21 protein-coding genes are annotated in these 22555 nt (G+C 71.7%); 12 read left to right on the forward strand and 9 right to left on the reverse strand.

The window, feature by feature from the left end:
* Positions 1 to 178: 178 nt before the first annotated feature.
* From MQN93_RS10535 to MQN93_RS10545, 3 genes are all read left to right on the forward strand, one after another.
* The gene (locus MQN93_RS10535) at positions 179 to 820 is read left to right on the forward strand and encodes a hypothetical protein (RefSeq protein WP_242709248.1); all 642 of its coding nucleotides are present in this window, start codon (positions 179 to 181) and stop codon (positions 818 to 820) included.
* Complete coding sequence (locus MQN93_RS10540) at positions 813 to 1469, forward strand: PhzF family phenazine biosynthesis protein (protein WP_037782533.1); 657 nt, start codon at positions 813 to 815, stop codon at positions 1467 to 1469. Before MQN93_RS10535 ends, MQN93_RS10540 begins: the two co-directional genes overlap by 8 nt.
* Before the next feature lie 69 nt (positions 1470 to 1538).
* Complete coding sequence (locus MQN93_RS10545) at positions 1539 to 2345, forward strand: hypothetical protein (RefSeq protein WP_242709249.1); 807 nt, start codon at positions 1539 to 1541, stop codon at positions 2343 to 2345.
* 41 nt (positions 2346 to 2386) lie between these two features.
* Here MQN93_RS10545 and map read toward each other — a convergent pair whose 3' ends face one another.
* On the reverse strand, positions 2387 to 3244 hold the full coding sequence (gene map, locus MQN93_RS10550; protein WP_242709250.1) for a type I methionyl aminopeptidase: 858 nt from the start codon (positions 3242 to 3244) through the stop codon (positions 2387 to 2389).
* A gap of 58 nt (positions 3245 to 3302) precedes the next feature.
* Here map and MQN93_RS10555 point away from each other — a divergent pair, with 58 nt between their 5' ends.
* Positions 3303 to 3533 carry a hypothetical protein gene (locus tag MQN93_RS10555; protein ID WP_242709251.1) on the forward strand — a complete coding sequence of 77 codons (231 nt, stop codon included), beginning with the start codon at positions 3303 to 3305 and terminating at the stop codon, positions 3531 to 3533.
* Positions 3534 to 3547: 14 nt separating this feature from the next.
* Here the strand turns inward: MQN93_RS10555 and MQN93_RS10560 are convergent, their stop codons facing one another.
* Positions 3548 to 4855, reverse strand: a complete 1308-nt coding sequence (locus MQN93_RS10560) for an MFS transporter (RefSeq protein WP_242709252.1) — start codon at positions 4853 to 4855, stop codon at positions 3548 to 3550.
* An 82-nt stretch (positions 4856 to 4937) separates the two neighbouring features.
* Positions 4938 to 5540, reverse strand: coding sequence for a hypothetical protein (locus tag MQN93_RS10565; RefSeq protein ID WP_242709253.1), 603 nt, complete (start codon positions 5538 to 5540; stop codon positions 4938 to 4940).
* Positions 5541 to 5619: 79 nt separating this feature from the next.
* Here MQN93_RS10565 and MQN93_RS10570 point away from each other — a divergent pair, with 79 nt between their 5' ends.
* The 3 genes from MQN93_RS10570 (at position 5620) to MQN93_RS10580 (ending at position 7721) form a co-directional block, all read left to right on the forward strand.
* Positions 5620 to 6693 (forward strand): sialidase family protein, encoded by a 1074-nt coding sequence (locus MQN93_RS10570; protein ID WP_242709254.1) that lies wholly within the window; start codon positions 5620 to 5622, stop codon positions 6691 to 6693.
* 37 nt (positions 6694 to 6730) lie between these two features.
* Positions 6731 to 7447 (forward strand): NADPH-dependent F420 reductase, encoded by a 717-nt coding sequence (gene npdG / locus MQN93_RS10575; protein WP_242709255.1) that lies wholly within the window; start codon positions 6731 to 6733, stop codon positions 7445 to 7447.
* Positions 7448 to 7532: 85 nt separating this feature from the next.
* Positions 7533 to 7721, forward strand: a complete 189-nt coding sequence (locus MQN93_RS10580) for a hypothetical protein (protein ID WP_016435674.1) — start codon at positions 7533 to 7535, stop codon at positions 7719 to 7721.
* A gap of 7 nt (positions 7722 to 7728) precedes the next feature.
* Here the strand turns inward: MQN93_RS10580 and MQN93_RS10585 are convergent, their stop codons facing one another.
* Positions 7729 to 8496: a site-2 protease family protein gene (locus MQN93_RS10585; RefSeq protein ID WP_016435675.1), complete on the reverse strand. Its 768-nt coding sequence runs from the start codon at positions 8494 to 8496 to the stop codon at positions 7729 to 7731.
* A 145-nt stretch (positions 8497 to 8641) separates the two neighbouring features.
* On the opposite strand from MQN93_RS10585, the gene MQN93_RS10590 reads away from it, so the two are divergent.
* Positions 8642 to 11938: an AfsR/SARP family transcriptional regulator gene (locus MQN93_RS10590; protein WP_242709256.1), complete on the forward strand. Its 3297-nt coding sequence runs from the start codon at positions 8642 to 8644 to the stop codon at positions 11936 to 11938.
* Between the two features lie 19 nt (positions 11939 to 11957).
* Here the strand turns inward: MQN93_RS10590 and MQN93_RS10595 are convergent, their stop codons facing one another.
* The 3 genes from MQN93_RS10595 to panB all read right to left on the reverse strand — a co-directional run bounded on the left by MQN93_RS10595 (position 11958) and on the right by panB (position 14839).
* Positions 11958 to 12785 carry an ABC transporter permease gene (locus tag MQN93_RS10595; protein ID WP_242709257.1) on the reverse strand — a complete coding sequence of 276 codons (828 nt, stop codon included), beginning with the start codon at positions 12783 to 12785 and terminating at the stop codon, positions 11958 to 11960.
* The gene (locus tag MQN93_RS10600) at positions 12782 to 13807 is read right to left on the reverse strand and encodes an ATP-binding cassette domain-containing protein (protein ID WP_016435678.1); all 1026 of its coding nucleotides are present in this window, start codon (positions 13805 to 13807) and stop codon (positions 12782 to 12784) included. The genes MQN93_RS10595 and MQN93_RS10600 overlap by 4 nt, the downstream gene beginning before the upstream one ends.
* Before the next feature lie 165 nt (positions 13808 to 13972).
* Positions 13973 to 14839 (reverse strand): 3-methyl-2-oxobutanoate hydroxymethyltransferase, encoded by an 867-nt coding sequence (gene panB, locus MQN93_RS10605; protein WP_016435679.1) that lies wholly within the window; start codon positions 14837 to 14839, stop codon positions 13973 to 13975.
* Between the two features lie 193 nt (positions 14840 to 15032).
* Between panB and MQN93_RS10610 the strand changes: the two genes are divergently transcribed.
* From MQN93_RS10610 to MQN93_RS10620, 3 genes are all read left to right on the forward strand, one after another.
* On the forward strand, positions 15033 to 16622 hold the full coding sequence (locus MQN93_RS10610; protein ID WP_016435680.1) for an MFS transporter: 1590 nt from the start codon (positions 15033 to 15035) through the stop codon (positions 16620 to 16622).
* A gap of 44 nt (positions 16623 to 16666) precedes the next feature.
* Positions 16667 to 17287, forward strand: coding sequence for a TetR/AcrR family transcriptional regulator (locus MQN93_RS10615; protein WP_242709258.1), 621 nt, complete (start codon positions 16667 to 16669; stop codon positions 17285 to 17287).
* Between the two features lie 297 nt (positions 17288 to 17584).
* The gene (locus tag MQN93_RS10620) at positions 17585 to 18553 is read left to right on the forward strand and encodes an endonuclease/exonuclease/phosphatase family protein (protein ID WP_372504334.1); all 969 of its coding nucleotides are present in this window, start codon (positions 17585 to 17587) and stop codon (positions 18551 to 18553) included.
* Positions 18554 to 18628: 75 nt separating this feature from the next.
* Here MQN93_RS10620 and MQN93_RS10625 read toward each other — a convergent pair whose 3' ends face one another.
* Complete coding sequence (locus MQN93_RS10625) at positions 18629 to 19762, reverse strand: FAD-dependent oxidoreductase (RefSeq protein WP_242709259.1); 1134 nt, start codon at positions 19760 to 19762, stop codon at positions 18629 to 18631.
* Positions 19763 to 19843: 81 nt separating this feature from the next.
* Here MQN93_RS10625 and MQN93_RS10630 point away from each other — a divergent pair, with 81 nt between their 5' ends.
* Positions 19844 to 20461, forward strand: a complete 618-nt coding sequence (locus tag MQN93_RS10630) for a TetR/AcrR family transcriptional regulator (protein ID WP_242709260.1) — start codon at positions 19844 to 19846, stop codon at positions 20459 to 20461.
* A 6-nt stretch (positions 20462 to 20467) separates the two neighbouring features.
* Here the strand turns inward: MQN93_RS10630 and MQN93_RS10635 are convergent, their stop codons facing one another.
* Positions 20468 to 22492 carry an NAD(+) synthase gene (locus MQN93_RS10635; protein ID WP_016435685.1) on the reverse strand — a complete coding sequence of 675 codons (2025 nt, stop codon included), beginning with the start codon at positions 22490 to 22492 and terminating at the stop codon, positions 20468 to 20470.
* Between the last annotated feature and the right edge of the window lie 63 nt (positions 22493 to 22555).

Consider the following 22555-nt stretch of genomic DNA (forward strand, 5'->3'; position numbering starts at 1 on the left):
CAAGCATGGTGAGGCTCGCCTAACTTATCTAAGGCTTGCCTGCCCGATACCCACCCATGCGGTGATTCAGCTCTCATAAACGCTGTATGAGCACGGCCCGATCACGTCGGCCTAAAACGCACCCCATGGGAAGGTCAAAGGAAATTCAAAGGTCGGCGCCGGCCCTGACACTGTTCCCGTGAACAGAGGCCGCAGGGAAGTGCTCGGGCCGGGACGACTGGTGCTGCAGGTGCAGGACAGCCCGGAGGGCACCCCGCTGCAGGACGGACGCTGGGGACTGTCCGCGAGGACGGCGTTCCAGCCGGGCGTCTGGACCGAGGACTTCGTGCGGGACTGGCCGGGCGGATGTCTGGGGCTGTACTGCGGGGGCGGCTGGCACGGCATTCTTCCGCTGCGGCGGCTGTCGGCGTCGGACTCGTCGCGGGTGAAGGCCTACCGCAAGCATGTGCGTGACGGGACGCTCGCGCCCGTTCTGCTCTGGTGGGTGGGCCACCTCGACGGCTGGCTGATCCTGGACGGTCACGACCGGGCGGTGGCGGCGCTCGCCGAGGGGCGGGTGCCGGAGTGTGTGGTGTTGACCAGGGTCAGTGACGAGGAGGCGTGGCGGCGGGAGGCCGAGGAGATCGCCGAGCGGCACGAGCAGCGCATGGCCGGGCTCGGCACCGACCGGCAACGAGCCGTTCTCGAGCGCGCGCACGCCGACACCCTCGCGAGCCTGCCGTACGAGGTGGGCTCCACGCCGTTCCTGCCCCTGCCCGGCGGACGGGCCGCCTGGGACGACCTCGCCGCCCGTGCAGTGTTTCAATGCCCGGGTGACTGACTACGACGTACTGCGTGTCTTCTGCGCGGCGAACGGCGGGTACGGCAATGAACTCGGTGTCGTACGTGAGGGATCCGTCATGCCCGGGCGGGCGGAACGGCAGGCGTTCGCGGCGAAGCTCGGGTTCAGTGAGACCGTGTTCGTGGACGACCCGGAGCGGGGCGTCATCGACATCTACACGCCGACCCTGCGGCTGCCCTTCGCCGGACACCCCTGTGTCGGTACGGCCTGGCTGCTCGACGTGCCCGAGCTGGTGACGCCCGCCGGGGTGGTCGGGGCACGGCAGGACGGGGAGTTCTGCTGGATCGAGGCGCGGGCGGAGTGGGCGCCGCCGCGCACGCTGCGCCAGTACGCCACGGCCGCCGAGGTGGACGACCTGCCCGTGCCCCCGAAGGGGGAGTGGATCTATGCCTGGGCCTGGGAGGACGAGCCCGCCGGGCGGGTCCGCGCCCGGGGTTTTCCCGGGCGCGACGACGGCATCGACGAGGACGAGGCGACCGGTGCCGCCGCGCTGCAGCTGACCGACCGGCTCGGCCGTGCGCTCAACATCACGCAGGGCACGGGCTCGCAGATACTGACCGCCCCGCAGCCGTACGGCTGGGTCGAGATCGGCGGCCGGGTCCATCTGGAACGTCAGCCGGAGCGCTGAAGCCTGGTGCGGAACCCGAGTTGTCGCCACACTTGAGCCGTTGTCGGGGCGGGCGCGGGAGGGCAGCCGGTGCGATTTCTGGTCGTACTGCTCGTGTTGGCGGGGTGTTTCCTCGTCGGGCGGTGGCTGGTCGGCTACCCGTCCGTGCCGAGCCGGTGGCGGTACACCTTCGGCCCCGGCGCCGAGCAGCGCGCGGCCCGGCAGGCGCTGTCCGCCGCGCGGTCACAGCGCGCGTCGGCCCGCCGTGACGCCGACCGTCGGGTGAGGGACGCGCGGCGCCGGGTGGCGGAGATCGTCCAGCCCCTCCAACTGCGCGTCCGGGAGCTGCAGTCGGCACGGCAGGAGCTGCTGCGGCCGGGCCGGGGCGCGGCGGTGCGGCGCGAACTGTGGCTCGGGGAGCTGGAGTTGTACGAGCACGCCCTCGTGTTCACGAAGAAGGAGCCAGCGCAGGGCGAAGGGGCGGGCGGCACGGCGGTCGACGAGGAACTGCCGCTGGGCGGCCTGACCGCCACCTTCGACTCCACCCGGTCGCACGCCTTCATCAGGATCACCCGGCAGGACCACAGCAGGCGCAGTGCCGTCTTCGCCCTCGGCAGGTACGACGAGGTCGCCGTCGACGCCCTCGCCGAGGCGATCCACAACCAGGCCGTCAAGGACACGGAGTTCCGCTCCGACCGGCAGGTCCGGGCCGACGCGATCGCCGCCGAGGTCAAGCGGGTCGAGGCCGAGCGCGCGGAGGCCGAGGAACGCGGCCGCACGGAGGTCGCCGCGGCGACGAAGCGGGCCGACGCCGAACGCGAGAGGGCGGACGCCTTGTTGAGAACCGCCAAGGAGACCTGGCAGTCGCAGGGCGGCGGCCTGCGGCCATGGCGGTGACACCGACGCGACGTCACTGACGCGATGTCACTGACGCGGTGTCAGGGCAGCGTGAGGATCTCCGCCCCCGTCTCCGTCACCACCAGCGTGTGCTCGAACTGGGCCGTTCGCTTGCGGTCCTTGGTGACGACCGTCCAGCCGTCGTCCCACATGTCGTACTCGTGCGTCCCGAGCGTCAGCATCGGCTCGATGGTGAAGGTCATCCCGGGCCGGATCACCGTCGTCGCGTGCGGGCTGTCGTAGTGCGGGATGATCAGGCCCGAGTGGAAGGACGCGTTGATGCCGTGACCGGTGAAGTCACGGACCACGCCGTAGCCGAAGCGCTTGGCGTACGACTCGATCACGCGGCCGATGATGTTGATCTGGCGCCCCGGCTTGACCGCCTTGATCGCCCGGGTCAGGGACTCGCGGGTGCGCTCCACGAGCAGACGGCTCTCCTCGTCGACGTCCCCGACCAGGTACGTCGCGTTGTTGTCGCCGTGCACCCCGCCGATGTACGCCGTCACGTCGAGGTTGACGATGTCGCCGTCGCGCAGCACCGTCGAGTCCGGAATGCCGTGGCAGATCACCTCGTTGACCGAGGTGCACAGGGACTTGGGGAAGCCGCGGTAGCCGAGCGTGGAGGGGTAGGCGCCGTGGTCGCACATGTACTCGTGCGCGACCTTGTCCAGTTCGTCGGTGGTGACCCCCGGCGCGATCAGCTTCGCGGCCTCCTCCATCGCCTGCGCGGCGATCCGCCCGGCGATCCGCATCGCCTCGATCGTCTCGGACGTCTGCACCTCCGGTCCGGTGTACGGCGTCGGCGCGGGCTTGCCGACGTACTCGGGCCGGCGGATGTTTCCGGGCACGGAACGGGTGGGGGAGAGCTCCCCTGGGACGAGCAGTGACTGGCCAGACATGCCAGCGAGTCTAACGAGCCGTGGTGGGGGAACATGTGTGAGGCGAGAGGAGCAGGTCATGGCGTTGTTCAAGAAGCGCACGGTCGGCAAGCCGGGCGAATGGTTCTACTGCCTGAAGCACAAGAAGGTCGAGGAGGGGCCGGAGTGCCCCGCCAAGGACCGCTTCGGCCCCTACGCCTCCCGGGAGGAGGCCGCACACGCGATGGAGACCGCCCGCGAGCGCAACCTGCAGTGGGACAACGACCCGAAGTGGAACGACACCCCGGCCGGACGCGCCGACGACGAGTGACCGGGGCCGGCTGATCAGGTCCGTGCCGGTACGGCCGCGGTGCGGCGGGCGCGCAGCCGCACCGCGTGCTCGTTCGTGCGGACGTCGTACGTCATCAGCTTCGGCAGACACAGCGCCAGCAGGCCCACCGCGCCCACGCACAGCAGGCCCCCGGACCAGACGGAGGCCCGCACGCCCCACCACGCGGCGAACCCGCCCGAGCGGACCTGGCCGACGGTCGGCCCGACCGAGTACGACAGCAGTTCGATCCCGGCGAGCCGCCCGCGCAGCTCGTCGGGGATCGTCTGGTTCCACATGGCGCCCCGGAAGATCCCGCTGACCATGTCGCAGCCCCCGGCCACGGTCAGGAACAGCAGCACCAGCCATACGTTCCCGACGACACCCGCGCCCGCGATCGCCAGCCCCCACAGGGCGGCCGCCAGGACGACCAGGCGCCCGTGCCGGTGCACGCGCGAAGTCCAGCCGCTGGTCAGGCTCACCAGCAGCGAGCCGAGCGGGACGGCCGCGTACATCAGCCCGAGGGACCAGTCCGCGTCCAGTTCGTCCGCGAGGAACGGCAGCACCGCGAGCGGCATCGCCAGGAACATCGCGGCCAGGTCCACCGCGTAGGTGCCGAGGAGCTCCTTGCGGCCCCAGGCGTACCGGGCGCCCTCCGCGATCGCCCTCAGCGACGGCTTCGCGGCCTCGTGCGCGGCGGGGGACGCGGCGATGCGGACGACCAGGGCGACGGATACGACGAAGGTCAGCAGGTCCGCGCCGTACGCCCAGCCGAGCCCCGCGTACGCCACGACGACACCCGCGACCGCCGGGCCCGCGACGCCGCCGACCGTCCAGCGCAGGGAGTTGAGCGAGGCCGCGGCCGGCAGGTGCTCGTGGGCCACGATCCGCGGGAAGAGGGAGTCGAGGGCGGGACGCTGCACCGAGACCAGCGCGGAGGACAGGGCGGCCACCACGTAGAGCGGCCAGACGGCGGGGTGCGGCAGCAGGGCGTTGAGCAGCAGCGCCACCGACAGCAGGCCCTGCCCCGCCTCCGTCCACACGATCAGCTCCCGCTTGTCCAGGGCGTCGGCCAGCGCGCCCCCGTACAGCCCGAACACCACCAGCGGCAGCAGCTCCACCGCGCCGATCGCGCCGACCGCCGCCGCCGAGCCCGTGAGCTCCTTCAGCTGCACCGGCAGCGCGACGAGGGTCAGAAAGCTGCCGAAGTTCGAGATCGTGCCCGACACCCACAGCCGCCGGAAGTCGACGGAGGCCCGCCAGGGCGCGAGATCGGGCAGGAGCGCGCGCAGGCGGGAGGAGCGCGGGGCGGGGTCGGGGGTCACGACCGGTCATGCTCGGTCGGGGAGACCGGCGCGGCAACCGGTTTTCGGCGGAGCAGGCGTCCTGCCGCCCCGCCGGGGTGTCCTACCAGCCCGTCGGCGGCGGTGCCGTCAGGTGGTCCGCGAGGCGGGCGAGGCGGTCCCGGAGGCGGCGGTGGCCCCGCGTCGACGGCAGGGCGTTCTCGCCGGCCGCGGCGCTGACCAGGTGCTGGATGGTGTCCAGGTCGAGTTCGGAGGCCTCCGGGACGGGCAGGGACTCGTGGGCCATCGAGACGAGGTCGTCCTCGGCCGGGCCCAGGGCCAGCACCGTCGTGCCCGCCCGGCGTGCGTCATGCACCCGTTCGAGAAGCGGTACGCCCGGTGCGCCCTGCGACACCACGAGCAGCGTCTCGCCCCGCCGGGCCGCCGCCAGCCGCCCCAGACCGACCGCCAGATGCGCCGGATCCGAGGGGCGCGCATCGTGCCGTACGAGGGTCGGGGCCAGCTCCGGGGTCCCCGACCACGCGGCCTCGTCCACCAGATGCGCCGCCAGATGCCAGGGCTCGTACTCCTGCGTGCCCACCAGCAGCAGCCCGCCGCCGTGCGACACCACCGAACCGCGCAGCGCCCCCGCGAACCGCCGCGTGGCCTCCAACCACTCGGTCCCGGCGAGCACTTCGCGCAGCAGCGCGACCCGTACGGCGTCCATGCGCAGGCATCCTGCACCAATCGGTCACTCGTGACCGGGAGTTCACCGTGAATTCGCCTGCCCGGGGGACAGGCGGCCCATGACCGAAGTCACCATCCCCTTCCGCGCGGGCCGTGAGGGATACGCGAGTTACCGCATCCCGGCGGTGGTCACGACCGGCAAGGGCACGCTCCTCGCCTTCTGCGAGGGCCGCGTCACCTCCGCGAGCGATCACGGCCACATCGACATCGTGCTCAAGCGCTCCACCGACGGCGGCCGCACCTGGGGCCCGCTGACGGTCGCCGCGAACAACGGCACGAATCTCGCGGGCAACCCCGCACCCGTCGCCCTCGACACCGGCCGCGTCCTGCTGGTCCATGTCCGCTCGGCGGCCGCCGCCTCGGAGGACCTGATCGTGCGCGGCAAGGTGAAGGAGGCCGACGGGCGCCGCGTGTGGGTGCAGCACAGCGACGACGAGGGCGTCACCTGGTCGGCCCCGAAGGAGATCACCCGGCAGGTGAAGAAGGCCGGCTGGCGCTGGTACGCCACCACACCCGGCCACGGCATCCAGCTGAGCACCGGCCGGGTCGTCGTCCCCGGCAACCACACCCTGCCGCCGACCGGCACCGACGTCGGCAACGAGGGCAAGTACAACGGCGGCCACTGCCTGCTCAGCGACGACCGGGGCGAGACCTGGTCGCTGGGCTACCTCGACGACAACACCGACGGCTACATCAACGTCAACGAGACCACCGCCGCCGAACTCCCCAGCGGACAGGTCTACTTCAACACCCGCAACGACTCCGTGTCCCCCGGCAACCGCGCCGACGCCCGCTCCGCCGACGGCGGCACCACCCTGAGCATCCGCTTCCGCCCGCAGGCCGGCCTGGAGGGCCCCGTCTGCCAGGGCAGCCTGCTGCAGCTGCGCGACCCCGACGTCCTGCTGTTCTCCGGCCCCGCCTGCCCCTCCGCCCGGGCCCTGATGACCGTGCGCGCCTCGACCGACAACGGCATCACCTGGCGACCGGCCCTCACCGTGGACGGCCTGCCCGCCGCCTACTCGGACCTCGTCCGCCTCGACGCCTCCACCGTCGGACTCCTGCACGAGACGGGGGACTTCGGGGCGTACGAGCGGATCGTCTTCCGGAGGCTGCCCGTGACGCGACTCACCTGACCCGCCCGGGTGCCGCGGGCGGACGTAAAGTCGGCCCATGACCTCTACCGACAGTGCTGCACAGACCCCCGCGAAGGCCCCCGCCAAGGACCCCTGGGACCTCCCCGACGTCTCCGGGCTCGTCGTGGGCGTGCTCGGCGGGACCGGGCCGCAGGGCAAGGGGCTGGCCTACCGGCTGGCCCAGGCCGGCCAGAAGGTGATCATCGGTTCGCGGGCCGCCGAGCGCGCGCAGGCCGCCGCCGGCGAACTCGGGCACGGCGTCGAGGGCGCCGACAACGCCGAGTGCGCGCGCCGCAGCGACGTCGTGATCGTGGCCGTGCCGTGGGACGGCCACGGCAAGACGCTGGAGGCACTGCGCGAGGAGCTGGCCGGCAAGCTGGTCGTCGACTGCGTCAACCCGCTCGGCTTCGACAAGAAGGGCGCCTACGCCATCAAGCCCGAGGAGGGCAGCGCCGCCGAGCAGGCCGCCGCCCTGCTGCCGGACTCCCGGGTCACCGCCGCCTTCCACCACCTCTCCGCGGTCCTGCTCCAGGACCCGGAGATCGCCGAGATCGACACCGATGTGATGGTCCTCGGCGAGGTGCGGGCCGACGTCGAGATCGTGCAGGCGCTCGCCGGGCGCATCCCCGGCATGCGCGGCATCTTCGCCGGCCGGCTGCGAGGCGCCCACCAGGTGGAGTCGCTGGTCGCGAACCTGATCTCGGTGAACAGGCGCTACAAGGCGCACGCCGGACTCCGCGTGACGGACGTGTGAGGGCGTGGGGGACACTGGAGGGCGTACACCAGTGTCCCCCGAGCCCGGCCGCACGTGCCGGGCCGCCGACAGGAGCCGACCGACCATGCCCCGCCTTGGCATCTACGCCTTGATCGTCTTCGTCCTCGCCGTGGCCGCGGCCGTCGTCTCCTTCGCGCAGGGCAGCTGGCTGGGGATCGTCTGGATCCTGCTGGCGGGGCTGTCCAGCAACATGTGCTGGTACTACCTCAAGCGCGCCCGGGACGGACAGCGGGCCGCGGCCTCGAAGCGGTAGCGGGCTCCTACCAGAAGCGGTAGAGGCTGTAGCCGAACGAGGTGTCCCAGTCGCTGACGCCGAGCCCCCGCAGGACCGCGTCGACCAGGTCGAAGAACACGTGGTTGATCGACGGCACCCACAGCAGCGCGAACACGAACAGCAGGCCGAACGGCGCGAAGGGCTCCACCTCCCGCTTCACCTTGTACGACAGCCAGGGCTCGATGACGCCGTAGCCGTCGAGGCCGGGGACGGGCAGGAAGTTCAGGATCGCCGCGGTGACCTGGAGCAGGGCGAGGAACGCGAGCGCGTAGCGGAAGTCGCCCGGCACGCCGTCCAGGGCGTCCAGCCAGAACGGGGCGGTGCACACGGCCGCGAACAGGACGTTCGTCAGCGGGCCCGCGGCCGAGATGAGGCTGTGCCGCCATTTGCCCCGGATGCGGTCACGCTCGATGAAGACGGCACCGCCGGGCAGCCCGATGCCGCCCATGATCACGAAGATCACGGGGAGCACGATGCTCAGCAGCGCATGCGTGTACTTCATCGGGTTCAGGGTGAGATAGCCCTTCGCGCCGATCGTGATGTCGCCGCTGTGCAGGGCCGTGCGCGCGTGCGCGTACTCGTGCAGGCACAGCGAGACGACCCAGGCCGCCGTCACGAAGAGGAACACGGCGACGCCCGGCTGCTCGGCGAACCCGGTCCAGGTGGCCCAGCCCGTCACCGCCGTGACGGCCAGGATCCCGAGGAAGACGGGACTGACCCTACGGTCGCTGCGGCTGGTGGTGGCGGTGGTCATGGGGCTCCCTGAACGGTCCGTGTCCACGGTGGGACTGCCCGACGGTACCGGGCGCAGAGGGAAAACGTCCCGCGAGGGGGCCACGGTTCCGCCCCGCCGACCGAACCCCGTGACCGGCCCCGACGCGAGCGGGGACAATGGGCCCGTGCGCTATCGCATCCTCGGCACCACCCAGGCGCTCCGCCCCGACGGCACCCCGCTCCAGGTCGGCGGGGCGCGACTGCGTGCCCTGCTGACCGTGCTCGCCCTGCGGGCCGGACGTACGGTACCGGTGAGTGTGCTGGTCGACGACGTGTGGGACGGCGATCCGCCCGCCGACGCGGCGGGCGCGCTGCAGGCCCTGGTCGGCCGGCTGCGGCGGACCCTCGGCGCGGACGCCGTCGCCTCCGACGAGGGCGGCTACCGGCTCGCCGCCCGGCCCGACGACATCGACCTGCACCGCTTCGAGCGCCGGACCGGCGAGGGCCTGCGCGCGCTCGCCGACGGCGACCCCGCCAAGGCGGCCGTCGTGCTGGACGACGCGCTCGCCCTGTGGCGCGGCCCCGCCCTCGCCGACCTGCCCGACCGCACCGCCGAGGCGGCCCGCTGCGACGCCCGCCGGCTCGACGCCCTGCGCGCCCGCCACACCGCCGCGCTCGCCCTGGGCCACGCCGAGCAGTCCCTGCCGGAGCTGACCGCCCTGTGCGACACCCACCCCCTCGACGAGCCGCTGCAGGCCCTGCGGCTGCGCGCGCTGCGCGACGCGGGCCGCACGGCGGAGGCGCTGGCCGCGTTCGAGGACGTACGGCTGCTGCTTGCGGACCGGCTGGGTTCCGACCCCGGGCCGGAACTGGCCGCCCTGCACGGCGAGTTGCTGAACGGCAGTGCCAGGACCGCCCGGGTGGAGCCGCCCCCCGCCCCACCGGCCGCTCCGTCGGCCGCCCCGCCCGGCACCCCGCCGCCCGGCAACCTCAGGGCCCGGCTGACCTCCTTCGTCGGCCGGGAGGCCGACATCGATGCCATCCGCGGGGACCTCGCCGCGGCCCGCCTGGTGACGCTGCTCGGACCCGGCGGGGCGGGCAAGACCCGGCTGTCGCAGGAGGCCGCCGAGACCGTGCGCCACGCCGCCCGGGACGGGGTGTGGCTCGCCGAACTCGCCCCCGTCGACGACCCCAAGGCCGTACCGGAAGCCGTCCTGACCGCCGTCGGAGCCCGCGAGACCGTGCTGTACGGCGCCGGGGCCGAGGCGATGCGCGCCGGCAGCGACCGGCACGACGATCCCCTGGAGCGGCTCGCCGAGCACTGCGGCAGGCGCCGCATGCTGATCGTCCTCGACAACTGCGAGCACGTCGTCGACGCCGCGGCCCACCTCGTCGAGGAACTGCTGGAGCGCTGCCCGGAGCTGACGGTGCTCGCCACCAGTCGTGAACCCCTCGGCGTACCGGGGGAGTTGGTGCGCCCCGTGGAGCCGCTGCCGGAACCGGTCGCGCTGCGGCTGCTCGCCGACCGGGGAGCCGCCGCACGGCCCGGCTTCCGGATCGAGGAGGACCCCGAGGCGTGCGCCGAGATCTGCCGGCGGCTCGACGGGCTGCCCCTCGCCATCGAACTCGCCGCCGCCCGGCTCCGGATGCTCACGCCCCGGCAGATCGCCGACCGGCTCGACGACCGCTTCCGGCTGCTCACCTCCGGCAGCCGTACGGTCCTGCCGCGCCAGCAGACCCTGCGCGCGGTCGTCGACTGGTCCTGGGACCTGCTCGACGAGGACGAACGGGACGTGCTGCGCCGTCTGTCGGTGTTCGCCGGCGGCTGCGACCTGGCCGCCGCGGAGGCCGTCTGCGGGCCCGCGGCCCTCGACGCGCTCGGCTCCCTGGTCGACAAGTCCCTGGTCGTGGCCGCCCCTTCCGGCGACGGGGAGATGCGCTACCGACTGCTGGAGACCGTCGGTGAGTATGCGGGCGAGCGGCTGGCGGAGGTGGACGGACAGCGGGAGGCGGGGCGCGCCCACCGCACGTACTTCCGTGAACTCGCCCGCCGCACCGACCCGTTGCTGCGCGGCCCCGACCAACTCGCCGCGATCAAAACACTGGAACGGGAGTACGAGAACCTGCGCACCGCCCTGCGGCACGCGGTCACCGAGGGCGAGGAGCAGGAGGCGATCTGCCTGGTGCTGTCGCTGGCCTGGTACTGGCAGATGCGCGATCTGCGCATCGAGGCCCGCAACTGGTCCCGCGAGGTCCAGACCCTCGGCCCCGACCCCTTCACCGAGCCCGCACGCCCTGCCGTCCCGGTCTGGGAGCGCTGCACGGACACCCCGCCGCCGTGGACCGGCGAGCTGCTGGAGGAGGCCCGTCGCGGACTGCACCTGGTCCATCTCGCCTGCATGGACACCGAGTTGGAGGCCTGGCAGACGCCGCAGGCGCAGGTGAAGCTGCGCATCATCGCCGACGCGTACACCCCGGGGTTGCCGCAGACCTGCCGCAGCCCCGGCTCCCTGTGGTTCTACGCCGTCATGCTCACCGGCGACATGACCCGGCTGCGTGAGCTCATCGAGGCCACGGTGCGCACCTGCCGGGCCACGCCCGGGTACGAGTGGGAGCTCGCCGCCAGTCTGCAGACGCGGGCCAACCTGCTCGCCAACCGCAGCGACTGGGCGGGCGACGCGAGCCGGGACGCCGACGAGTCGCTGGAGATCTACCGCCGGATCGGGGATCTGTGGGGCACGGCGGAGGCGCTCTCCGCGCGCGGCGAGTCGAACGAGAAGCAGGGCCGCTGGCGTGCGGCCGCCGACGACTACGAGTCGGCGATCGAGCACGCCGAGCGCCTCGGCGCCCGCGCCCAGGTGGCCGTGCTCAGCGCCCGGCTCGGCGCCGCGCTGCTGGAGGCGGGCGAGACCGAGCGCGGCGAGCGGCTGCTGCACGAGGTGATCGACCAGCAGGACGGCACCGCCAACGAGGCGATGCCCGCCGCCCGGCTGTTCCTCGCGGGCCGCTACGGCCTGACCGGTCGCATTCCCCAGGCACGTGAGGAACTGCGGCTGCTGCGCGAGCAGTTCAAGATCGCGCACTTCATCGTCTTCGACGCGTTCCTGCTCGGCATGGAGGCCTGGCTGGACGGTGTCGACGGCCGCTACGAGGAGTCCCTGGCCAAGGTCCGCCAGGCACTGGAGCGGGCCGGTGATCCCCTCTCGGAGGCCATAGCGCCCTCGATGCGCTCCACCTACCTGACCGTCGCGGCGATCGCCCTCACCGGAGCCGACAACGGCCGCCGAGCCCGCGACGCCGCCCGCGCCCTCGGCGCCGCGGCACACTTCCTGCCCCCCGGCCACGTCTTTTCCTGCCTGGAACGCGAAACCCGCGACCGAGCAGTCGCCCGTACCCGCGCCACCCTCGGCGACGAGGCCTACGAGGCCGCGTACGCGGAGGGCGGCGACCTCTCCGCGGAGGAGGCCGCCGCCCTGGTCTGAGGCGTGCGCGAGGTGGGCGTCAGCTCTTGGTGCGGAACTTGTGGATCGCGTACGGCGCCGCCACCGCGGTGATGGCGAGCGACCAGCCGAGCGTCACCCACAGGTCGTGCGCGACGGGGCCGCCCACCATCAGCCCGCGCGCCGCGTCGGCGAGCGTGGACAGCGGGTTGTAGTCGGTGAAGGCCTGCAGCCAGCCCGGCATCGACTGCGTCGGCGCGAAGATCGACGAGCCGAACTGCAGCGGGAACAGCACCAGGAAGCCCATCGCCTGCACGGACTGCGCGTTCTTCAGGACCACGCCCAGGGTGAGGAACACCCACATGATCGAGGAGGCGAACACCGCGGACAGACCGACGGCGGCGAACAGCCCGCCCCAGTGGTGGATGTCGAATCCGACCAGCACGGCGACGATCATCAGCACGGTGGTCGCGAACAGCATCCGCACCAGTTCCACCGAGATCTTCGCGAACAGCACCGAGCCGCGCCCGATCGGCAGGGACCGGAAGCGGTCCATGACACCGGAGTTGAAGTCCTGGCTGAAGCCGGTTCCGACGCCCTGCGAGAGCGTCATGCTCATCATCGCGATCATGCCGGGGATGACGTACTGGACGTACCCGTCCTGACCGCCGCCCAGCGCCTGGCCGATCGACCCGCCGAAGACGTACACGAACAGCAGGGTGAAGACGACGGGCATCAGCAGCGCGTCGAACATCGACTCCGGGTCCTGCTTGATCCACAGCAGGTTGCGGCGGACCAGGGCCCCGGTGTGGCGCAGATGGCCGCGCAGCGGGATACGGGCGTCGGCAACGGCGGCCGGAGCTGCGGCGGTTGCGGTTGCGGCACTCATACGGCGACCTCCTCGCGGGTCTCGGTGGGCACGGTGTCCTGCGGAGCACTGGCGCGATGGCCGGTGAGCGAGAGGAACACCTCGTCCAGGCTGGGCAGTTCGGTGGTGATGGAGCCGAGGGTGATGCCGCGCGACATGATCACGCCGACCACGGCGGTCAGCTGCTCGTCGCTGAGGACCGGCACGAGCACGGACCCGCTCTCGGCGTCGACGGTCGTGGTGGCGAGCCCGGTGATGCCGAGCTCGTCGAGGGCGGCGGCGAGCGGCTCCAGCTGCAGCCGGTCCGCGGGCCGCACCCGCAGCGTCCGTCCGCCGACCTTGGCCTTCAGCTCGTCGATGGCACCGCCCGCGATGACCTTTCCGCGGTCCACGACGGTCAGCTCGGAGGCGAGCTGCTCGGCCTCCTCCATGTACTGGGTGGTGAGCAGCACGGTCACGCCCTCGCCGACCATCGCCTTGACCTCGTCCCACACCTCGTTGCGGGTACGGGGGTCAAGACCCGTGGTCGGCTCGTCGAGGAAGAGCACCTCGGGCCGGCCGATCATCGAGGCGGCGAGGTCGAGGCGGCGCCGCATACCACCGGAGTAGGTGCTCGCGGGCCGCTTGGCGGCGTCCGTGAGCGAGAACCGCTCCAGCAGCTCGTCGGCACGCGCGCGGGCGTCCTTGCGCGGCAGGTCGAGCAGCCGCCCGATCATGTAGAGGTTCTCCCAGCCGGGAAGCTTCTCGTCGACCGAGGCGTACTGCCCGGTGAGTCCTATCACCCGGCGCAGCTGTCGCGGCTGCCGCAGGACGTCGTACCCGGCGACGGTCGCCTCGCCCGAGGTCGGGCTGAGCAGCGTGGACAGAATCCGCACGAGGGTGGTCTTGCCGGCCCCGTTCGGCCCGAGCACACCCATCACGGTGCCCTCGCGCACGTCCAGGTCGACGCCGTCCAGCGCCTTGGTCTCGCCGTAGTGCTTGACCATCCCCCGCACGGTGACGGCGATGCCGTCGTCACTGGCGTTGTTGTCGATTCGCGTCATGGCACCGACAGTGTCAGGTCCCACCGACAAACCACCGACAGGTCACCGACAGCGCCCGGCCGGCGCCGACAGGCCGCAGACAAACCGGCAGCCCGCCGACGGGGGAGGATCGGCGGGCTGCCTCTGTACCGCGATGGTCCAGGTGAAGCGGATGGAGCAGAACAGCTAGTGGACGCTGTGCTCCTCGGTGGGGAACGTGCCGCCGACGACGTCCTCGGCGTACGCCTTGACCGCGTCGCCCATGACCTCGCGCAGGGCGGCGTACTTCTTGACGAACTTCGGGACCCGGCCCTGCGTCAGGCCGAGCATGTCGGTCCACACGAGGACCTGTGCGTCGGTCTCGGGCCCGGCGCCGATGCCGACGGTCGGGATGTGCAGCACCCGGGTCACCTCGGCCGCCAGCTCCGCCGGCACCAGCTCCAGGACCACCGCGAACGCGCCCGCGTCCTGGACGGCCTTGGCGTCGCGCAGCAGCTGCTGGGCCGCCTCCTCGCCGCGCCCCTGGACGCGGTAGCCCATCGCGTTGACGGACTGCGGGGTCAGGCCGATGTGGGCCATGACCGGGATGCCGGACTCCACCAGGAGGCGGATCTGCTCGTGCGAGCGCTCGCCGCCCTCCAGCTTGACCGCGCCCACGCCGGCGTCCTTGACCAACCGGGTCGCCGAGCGCAGCGCCTGCACCGGGCCCTCCTGGTAGGAGCCGAAGGGCAGGTCGCCGACGATCAGGGCGCGCTGGGTGCCGCGCACCACGGCGGCCGACAGCATGGTCATCTCGTCCATGGTGACGGGCACGGTCGTCTCGTACCCGAGGTGGCAGTTGCCCGCCGAGTCGCCGACGAGGAGCACCGGGATGCCGGCCTCGTCGAAGACGGACGCGGTCATCGCGTCGTAGGCGGTGAGCATGGGCCACTTCTCGCCGCGCTCCTTGGCGAGGGCGATGTCGCGAACGGTGATGCGGCGGGTGCCCTTGCCCCCGTACAGCGCCTTGCTGCCGTCGGAGGGCTTCGCTCGGGCAGCCGAAAGCTGCGTCATGGCAACGCTCCTTCAGTCATCTCGAGGCGCCCTGACGGCGTCCCCGGATCAGGTCCATGGTGGCACCTCGTGCCGACCGCAGCCAAGGGGACCTGCGTCACGCAAGAGGTCATGCGGGAGATCACGTAAGAGCTGGGTAAAAAGATTTACGATACGGGACGGTCTCGTATCTTAATTCTCTAGTCTGGACCGCATGACCACTCCACCTGCCGCCGCCGCGCGGATCCCCGAAGAGGTGCACCGGCGCCGCTGGGCGATCCTCGGCGTGCTGATGCTGAGCCTGCTGATCGTGGTGCTCGACAACTCGATCCTCAACGTCGCCATCAAGACGATCTCCACCCCGGCTCCCGTCGGCCTCGGCGCCACGCAGAGCGAACTGGAGTGGGCGATCAACGCCTACACCCTCGTCTTCGCCGGCCTGCTGTTCACCGCGGGCCTCATCGGCGACCGGGTGGGCCGCAAGAAGGTGCTGCTCGGCGGGCTCGTCGTGTTCGGCGTCGGCTCCGCACTGGCCGCCGAGTCCGGCTCCCCGGCCCAGCTCATCGCCTTCCGTGCGCTGATGGCGCTCGGTGCCGCCTTCGTCATGCCGGCCACCCTCGCTGTTCTCATGAACGTCTTCGAGCGCGAGGAGCAGCCCAAGGCCATCGGCATCTGGGCCGGCGGCGTCGGCCTCGCGATCGCCATCGGTCCGATCACCGGCGGCCTCCTCCTCGACCACTTCTGGTGGGGCTCGGTCTTCCTGATCAACGTGCCCATCGTGGTGCTGGCGTTCGTGCTGATGGTCTGGCTGGTGCCCGACTCCCGCGACCCGCGCCCCGGCCGCCTCGACCCGGTCGGCGTGGTGCTGTCCGTCATCGGCCTGGTCCTGCTCGTCTACGGCATCATCAAGGGCGGCGAACTCGCCGACTTCACCGACGCCAAGGTGCTCGCGACCATCGCCGCCGGACTCGTCGTGCTCGCCGCCTTCATCGTGTACGAGAAGCGCAGCGACCACCCGTCGCTGGACGTCACCTACTTCAAGAACAAGGTGTTCTCCGCCGCCATGGCCGCCATCGCGCTGGTCTTCTTCGCGCTGATGGGCGTGACCTTCTTCTCCGTCTTCTACATGCAGAGCGTGCGCGGCTACTCGCCCCTGCAGACCGGCGCGTTGATGCTGCCGCTGGCCCTCGCGCAGCTGATCTTCGCGCCGCGGGCCCGGCTGTTGGTCGACCGGTTCGGCAACAAGGTGACCACCGGCGGCGGCCTGGTGCTGCTCGCGGGCATGCTCGCCGCCTTCGCGAGCTTCGAGAAGGACACCCCGATCTGGGTCCTGGAGATCATCTTCTTCCTCATGGGCACCGGCATGGCGCACGTCATGACCCCGACCAGCGTGGTCATCATGCAGGCCCTGCCCCGCGAGAAGGCCGGCTCCGCTTCCGCACTGAGCAACACCTTCCGCCAGGTCGGCGGCGCCCTCGGCATCGCGGTGCTCGGCTCGGTGCTGTCCACGGCCTACCGCAGCGGCATCGAGGACAAGCTCTCGCTGCTGCCGGCCGGGCTGCGGGACACGGCCGGCGAGTCCATCGAGGCCACGCTCGGCGTCGCCGCGAAGCTCGGCCCGCAGGGCAAGGCCCTCGTCACCCCGGCCAACGACGCCTTCCTGCACGCCATGCACGTCACCGCGCTGTGCGGCACCGTCGTCGCGCTGATCGGTGCCGCCGTGGTCTTCCTCTTCCTGCCCGGCAAGCCGGCCGCCCCGCAGAAGGGTGAGGAGGAGCAGGAGTTGGTGGCTGCCGCAGAATAGTTCCGCCCAAGAACGGGGGCAGTTGAGCGAAGGGATGCAGCGAAGTGAGCCTCGCCGACAGCCATGCAGTCCCGGGTCCCGCACCGGCCCGGGGGCGCCCGCGCAGCGAGGCGGTGGAACGGGCCATCATCGAGGGCGTGATGAAGCTCCTCGAGGACGGCGTTCCGCTCGCCGACCTGTCCATCGAGCGCATCGCCCGCACCGCGGGTGTCGGCAAGGCCACCATCTACCGCCGCTGGAGCGGCAAGGAGGAACTCTTCGTCGACGTCGTGCGCACCGCCGAGCCCCCGGACCCGGAACTGCCCGGCAACTCGATGCGCGACGACCTCGTCGCTCTCCTCGAACAGCTGCGCCGGCGCGGTGTGATGACCCGTACGTCGGTGCTGCTGCACAACGTCTTCGCCCAGATGAAGAGCAGCCCGAAGGTCTGGGCCGCCTACCACGCGAACGTCGTCGAACCGCGGCGCAGACTGCAGGTCGAGATCCTGCGCCGCGGCCAGGCCAACGGCGAACTGCGCCAGGACGTCGACGTGGAGCTGATGAACGACATGTTCGTCGGCCCGATGCTGCTGCGCAGCGTCATGCGCGCGGACGCCGATCTGCCCGAGGGCCTGTCGGAGGAGATCGTCGACACACTGCTCGAAGGACTGCGGCCCGCCCGCTGACCGTTCGCCCCGCTCGCCGGTCATTGCCTCGTCCGAATATGCGCGTTCCGTCACAGAGGGCGCTTTCGGCGCGGGCATCCGGAACCCCCCTTGCCGACTTCTTCGTCCCACTGCCCGTACGGCCGTCATGGACGGCAGGAGAAGAGCCGATCATCCCCTAGGGTCGTAGACACGAGGGGCGGACGGTGTGCACGGCAGGCAGTGAGGCGACGCGGTATGGCGCAGCAGGCGTACATGACGGAGACCGACAACGGCGGCTCGGGGCCCGAGCGCCGGGGAAACGGGTTCCGGCGCCTGATGGACCGTCTGCTGTCCGGATGGCGGGGCGACCCGAGAATCTGGCGCCGCGGCCTGGTGCTCGCGGCGATCGCGGTGCTCCTCGGTCTGGTGATGCTGCTGCACGCGCGCATCCCCAACCGGATCGGCAACCTGGGCAGTCTCACCGAGACCTTCCTGCCCTGGCTCGGCCTGCTGATCCCGCTCCTGCTGCTGCTCGCGCTGGTGCGCAGGTCGGCCGTCGCGCTGATCGCACTGGTGGTGCCGGTGGCCGCGTGGCTGAACCTCTTCGGCGGGCTGCTCACCGACAGGACCGGCAGCGGCGGTGACCTCACCGTCGCCACGCACAACGTCAACGCCGACAACCCCGACCCGTCCGGCACCGCCCGGGACGTGGCCGCCTCCGGCGCGGACGTGCTGGCCCTGGAGGAGCTGAAGGCGTCGGTCGTCCCGGTGTACGAGAAGGCGCTCGCCCCGACGTACAAGTACCACTCGGTGCAGGGCACCGTCGGGCTGTGGAGCAAGTACCCGATGAGCGGCGTCAAGTCCGTCGACATCCAGCTCGGCTGGACCCGGGCCATGCGCGCCACGGTCGCCACCCCCGAGGGCCCGGTCGCCTTCTACGTCGCCCATCTGCCCTCGGTGCGGGTGAAGCTGGAGGCCGGGTTCACGGCCCGGCAGCGCGACACCAGCGCCGACGCGCTCGGCGAGGCCATCGCCCATGACCCGCTGGGGCGCAAGGTGCTGCTCGGCGATCTGAACGGCACCATGAACGACCGCTCCCTGAACGGCGTCACCGCGCAGATGCGCTCCACGCAGGGCGCCGCGGGCAGCGGCTTCGGGTTCAGCTGGCCGGCGTCGTTCCCGATGGCGCGCATCGACCAGATCATGGTCCAGGGCGTCGAGCCGGTGAGTTCGTGGACGCTGCCGGCGACGGCCAGCGACCACCTGCCGATCGCGGCCCGCGTGAACCTAAAGAGCGGCTCGTAGTCCCGATATCGCGGCTCGTAGCCCCGATATTGCGGCTCGGAGTCCCGCTCTCCGCCGCCGGGCACCCGGTGCCGCTCAGGCCCGGTCCGCCCCGGCGAAGTCGGGCAGTTCGGTGGACAGCAGTCCGGCGGTGGCGCCGTCGAGGAGTCGGGCCGTCTCGGTGGAGCGGGGCACCATGGTCCGCTCGTAGGCGCGGAGGGCCTCGGCGACGGTGCCGTTGTGCGCGATGGCCAGGGCGAGTTCGCAGGCGTCGAGCATGGCGAGGTTGACGCCGACGCCGAGCGGGGGCATGAGGTGGGCGGCGTCACCGAGCAGCGTGACGGTGGGGTTCCGGTCCCAGGTGTGCGGCACCGGCAGGGCGAAGATCGGGCGGTCGACGTAGGCGCCGTCGTTGTCGGCGATCAACTCCCGCATGCGGGGCGACCAGTGGGCGTAGCGCTCCAGCAGGACGCGGCGGATGCCGTCGGTGTCGTCCGGTGTCAGACCGGCGCCGGCGATCCAGTCGGCGGGGACCTGCTGGATGACGTAGACACGGATGTGGTCTCCGCTGTTGCGCTGGGCGAACAGGGCGCGCTCTCCGTCGGCCGCCGCGGTGCTGCCCTGGCCGACGAGTCCGGCGACGCGGGGGTGCCGCTTCTCGACGTCGTCGAAGCGGGCCTCCAGGAAACTCACGCCGGTGTACCGGGGGGTGGCGGGGGAGACGGCGCGGCGGACCGTGGACCAGGCGCCGTCCGCGCCGATGACGAGATCCGCCTCGACGGTGGTGCCGTCGGCCAAGTGCAGGGTCCGCGGCCCCTCCGCGGGGCCGGAGACCTTCGTGAGGGTGCGGCCCCAGCGCACGGTGCCCGGGCTCAGGGAGTCGAGCAGAAGGTCCCGCAGATGGCCGCGGTCGATCTCCGGCTTGAACTGCTCGCCCTCCTCGGGGACATGGTGGAAGAGCGTCGTGCCGGCCGTGTCCAGCTGGCGCATCTCCTGGCCCTCCGGGCGGGCCAGCCGGAAGAAGGCGTCCAGCAGCCCGGCCTCGCGCAGGGCGAGCTGGCCGTTGTCCGCGTGCAGGTCCAGGGTGCCGCCCTGGTTGCGGGCGTCGGGCCCGGCGTCGCGGTCGAGGACGGTGACGGTGATGCCGTGCCGCTGGAGGATGCGGGCGCAGGTCAGACCGCCGGGACCGGCGCCGACGATGGCGATGCGGGGTGCGTGGGTGGTGTTCATGGCCACAGAAAAGCACACCGAGACAATAAGTGCAACGACTCAACTTTTGAATCAGTACAACCGTGGCGGTAGGGTGTGGGCATGCCCGACATCACGACCGACCCCGCAGCCACCGTCCCGCCGGCGCCCCAGGGCCGCCGCGAGCGCAAGAAGGCCGCCACCCGGAAGGCCATCGCGGACGCCGCGCTGCGCCTGTTCCTGGAGCGCGGATACGACGACGTGGGCATCCGGGAGATCGCGGACGCCGCCGACGTGTCCACCACGACGCTGTTCAAGCACTTCCCGGTCAAGGAGGCCCTCGTCTTCGACGAGGAGGACGACGTCGAGGCCGCCCTGCTCACCGCGGTGCGTGAACGGCCCGAGGGACAGTCCGTCCCCGCGGCGCTGTGTGAGCACGCGCTGCGCTCCCGGCTCCTCACCGCGGACGGCGACCCCCGCTTCGCGGCCTTCCTGCGCCTGGTGAACGACACCCCCGCCCTGCGCGACTACCACCAGCGCATGTGGCTGCGCCACACCGCCGCCCTGGCGCGCGTGATCGCGGAGGAGAGCGGATTTCCCGCGGACGACCCCGCCTGCACGGCCCTCGCCCACTTCGCGCTCGAAGCGCCCCGCGTCGCCCAGGACCACGACGACCCGCGCCGGGCCGTCACCCGCGCCTTCGCACTGCTGGAGGCGGGCTGGAGCGCCCTCAATCCGTGAGGAGCGTCAGTCCGTGAGGTCGTCGAAGCGCGCGAGATCCCGTAGCCAGGCCCGTGCGTTGCTGTCCGACGGCGCCCGCCAGTCACCGCGCGGCGAGAGCGAACCCCCGGCCGAGACCTTCGGCCCATTGGGCATCGCCGAGCGCTTGAACTGCGCGAAGGCGAAGAAGCGCCGGCAGAACACCTCCAACCAGCGCCGGATCTCGGCCAGTTCGTACGCGACCCGCTTGGCGTCGGGGAAGTTCGGCGGCCACTCGCCCGCCTCCGGGTCGTGCCAGGCGTGCCAGGCGAGGAAGGCGATCTTCGACGGCCGGAAGCCGTACCGCAGGACGTGGAAGAGCGTGAAGTCGTGCAGGGCGTACGGCCCGATCTTCGACTCCGTCGACTGCATCTCCTCGCCCGGCACCAGCTCCGGGCTGATCTCCGTGTCCAGGATCGCGGCCAGCGTCTTCCCGGTCTCCTCGTCGAACTGCCCGCTGCTGATGACCCAGCGGATCAGATGCTGGATCAGCGTCTTCGGCACGCCCGCGTTGACGTTGTAGTGGCTCATCTGGTCGCCCACGCCGTACGTGGACCAGCCGAGCGCCAGCTCGGAGAGGTCACCGGTGCCGAGCACGATGCCGCCGCGCTGGTTGGCCAGCCGGAAGAGATAGTCCGTGCGCAGACCGGCCTGCACGTTCTCGAAGGTGACGTCGTACACCGGCTCGCCGGAGGCGAAGGGGTGGCCCATCTCCTTCAGCATCAGCCGCGCGGTCGGCGTGATGTCCAGCTCGGCCGCGGTCACGCCGAGCGAGTTCATCAGCTTGTGGGCGTTGCCCTTGGTGTGGTCGCTGGTGGCGAAGCCGGGCAGCGTCCAGGCGAGGATGTCGCTGCGCGGGCGGCCCGCGCGGTCCATCGCGCGGGCGGCGACGATCAGCGCGTGCGTGGAGTCGAGGCCGCCGGACACCCCGATGACCACCTTCGAGCCGCCGATCGCCGCGAGCCGCTGCTGAAGGCCCTCGACCTGGATGTTGTACGCCTCGTAGCAGTCCTGGGCGAGCCGCTCGGCGTCGGCCGGCACGAACGGGAAGCGCTCCAGGCGGCGCTTGAGGCCGAGGTCGGTGAGCGGGGGCGCCAGCTCGAAGGAGACCGTGCGGAAGTCGTCGGTGCGGGCCTTGTGCGTACGGCGGTTGTCGTCGAACGTGCCCATTCTTAGCCGCTCCTGGCGCAGCAGGTCGAGGTCCACGTCGGCCACCGCGTACTCGTCGCCGAGCGGGAAACGCTCGGTCTCCGCCAGCAGCACGCCGTTCTCGTAGACCATGGCCTGGCCGTCCCAGGACAGGTCGGTGGTCGACTCGCCGAGGCCCGCCGCCGCGTAGACGTAGGCGGCGAGGCAGCGGGAGGACGCCGAGCGGCACAGCAGCTTGCGGTCCTCGGCCCGGCCGACCGTGATCGGGCTGCCGGAGAGATTGGCCAGGACGGTCGCACCGGCGAGCGCCGCCTCCGCGCTCGGCGGCACCGGCACCCACATGTCCTCGCAGATCTCCGTGTGCAGCACGAGCCCCGGCACGTCGGACGCCGCGAACAGCAGATCCACGCCGAACGGCACGCTCTCGCCGCCGACCCGGATCGAACCGCCGCGCTCGTCGGCGCCGTCGCCGATCTGCCGGCGCTCGTAGAACTCCCGGTAGTTCGGCGGATACGACTTCGGTACGACGCCGAGCACACGGCCGCGGTGCACGACCACCGCGCAGTTGTAGACCCGGTTGCGGTGGCGCAGCGGCGCGCCGACGACCAGCACCGGCAGCAGACCGGCCGACCCGGCCACCACCTGCGCCAGGCCCGCCTCGACCTGGTCGAGCAGCGCGTCCTGCAGCAGCAGGTCCTCGATCGAGTAGCCGCACAGCCCCAGCTCCGGGAAGACGGCGACCGCGACCCCCTCGTCGGCGCAGCGGCGCGCCTGACGCAGGACCGCTTCGGCGTTGGCCTGCGGGTCCGCGATCACGGTGTGACCCGTGCACGCGGCGATCCGTGCGAAGCCGTGCTGATACATGGACCAGAAGTTCGAGTGAGGCACCCGTCCAGTGTAATCGTCAGAGCGACACGATGGGGTGTG

Origin of the sequence: Streptomyces spinosisporus (assembly GCF_022698145.1) — a bacterium.
Lineage (GTDB): Bacteria > Actinomycetota > Actinomycetes > Streptomycetales > Streptomycetaceae > Streptomyces > Streptomyces spinosisporus.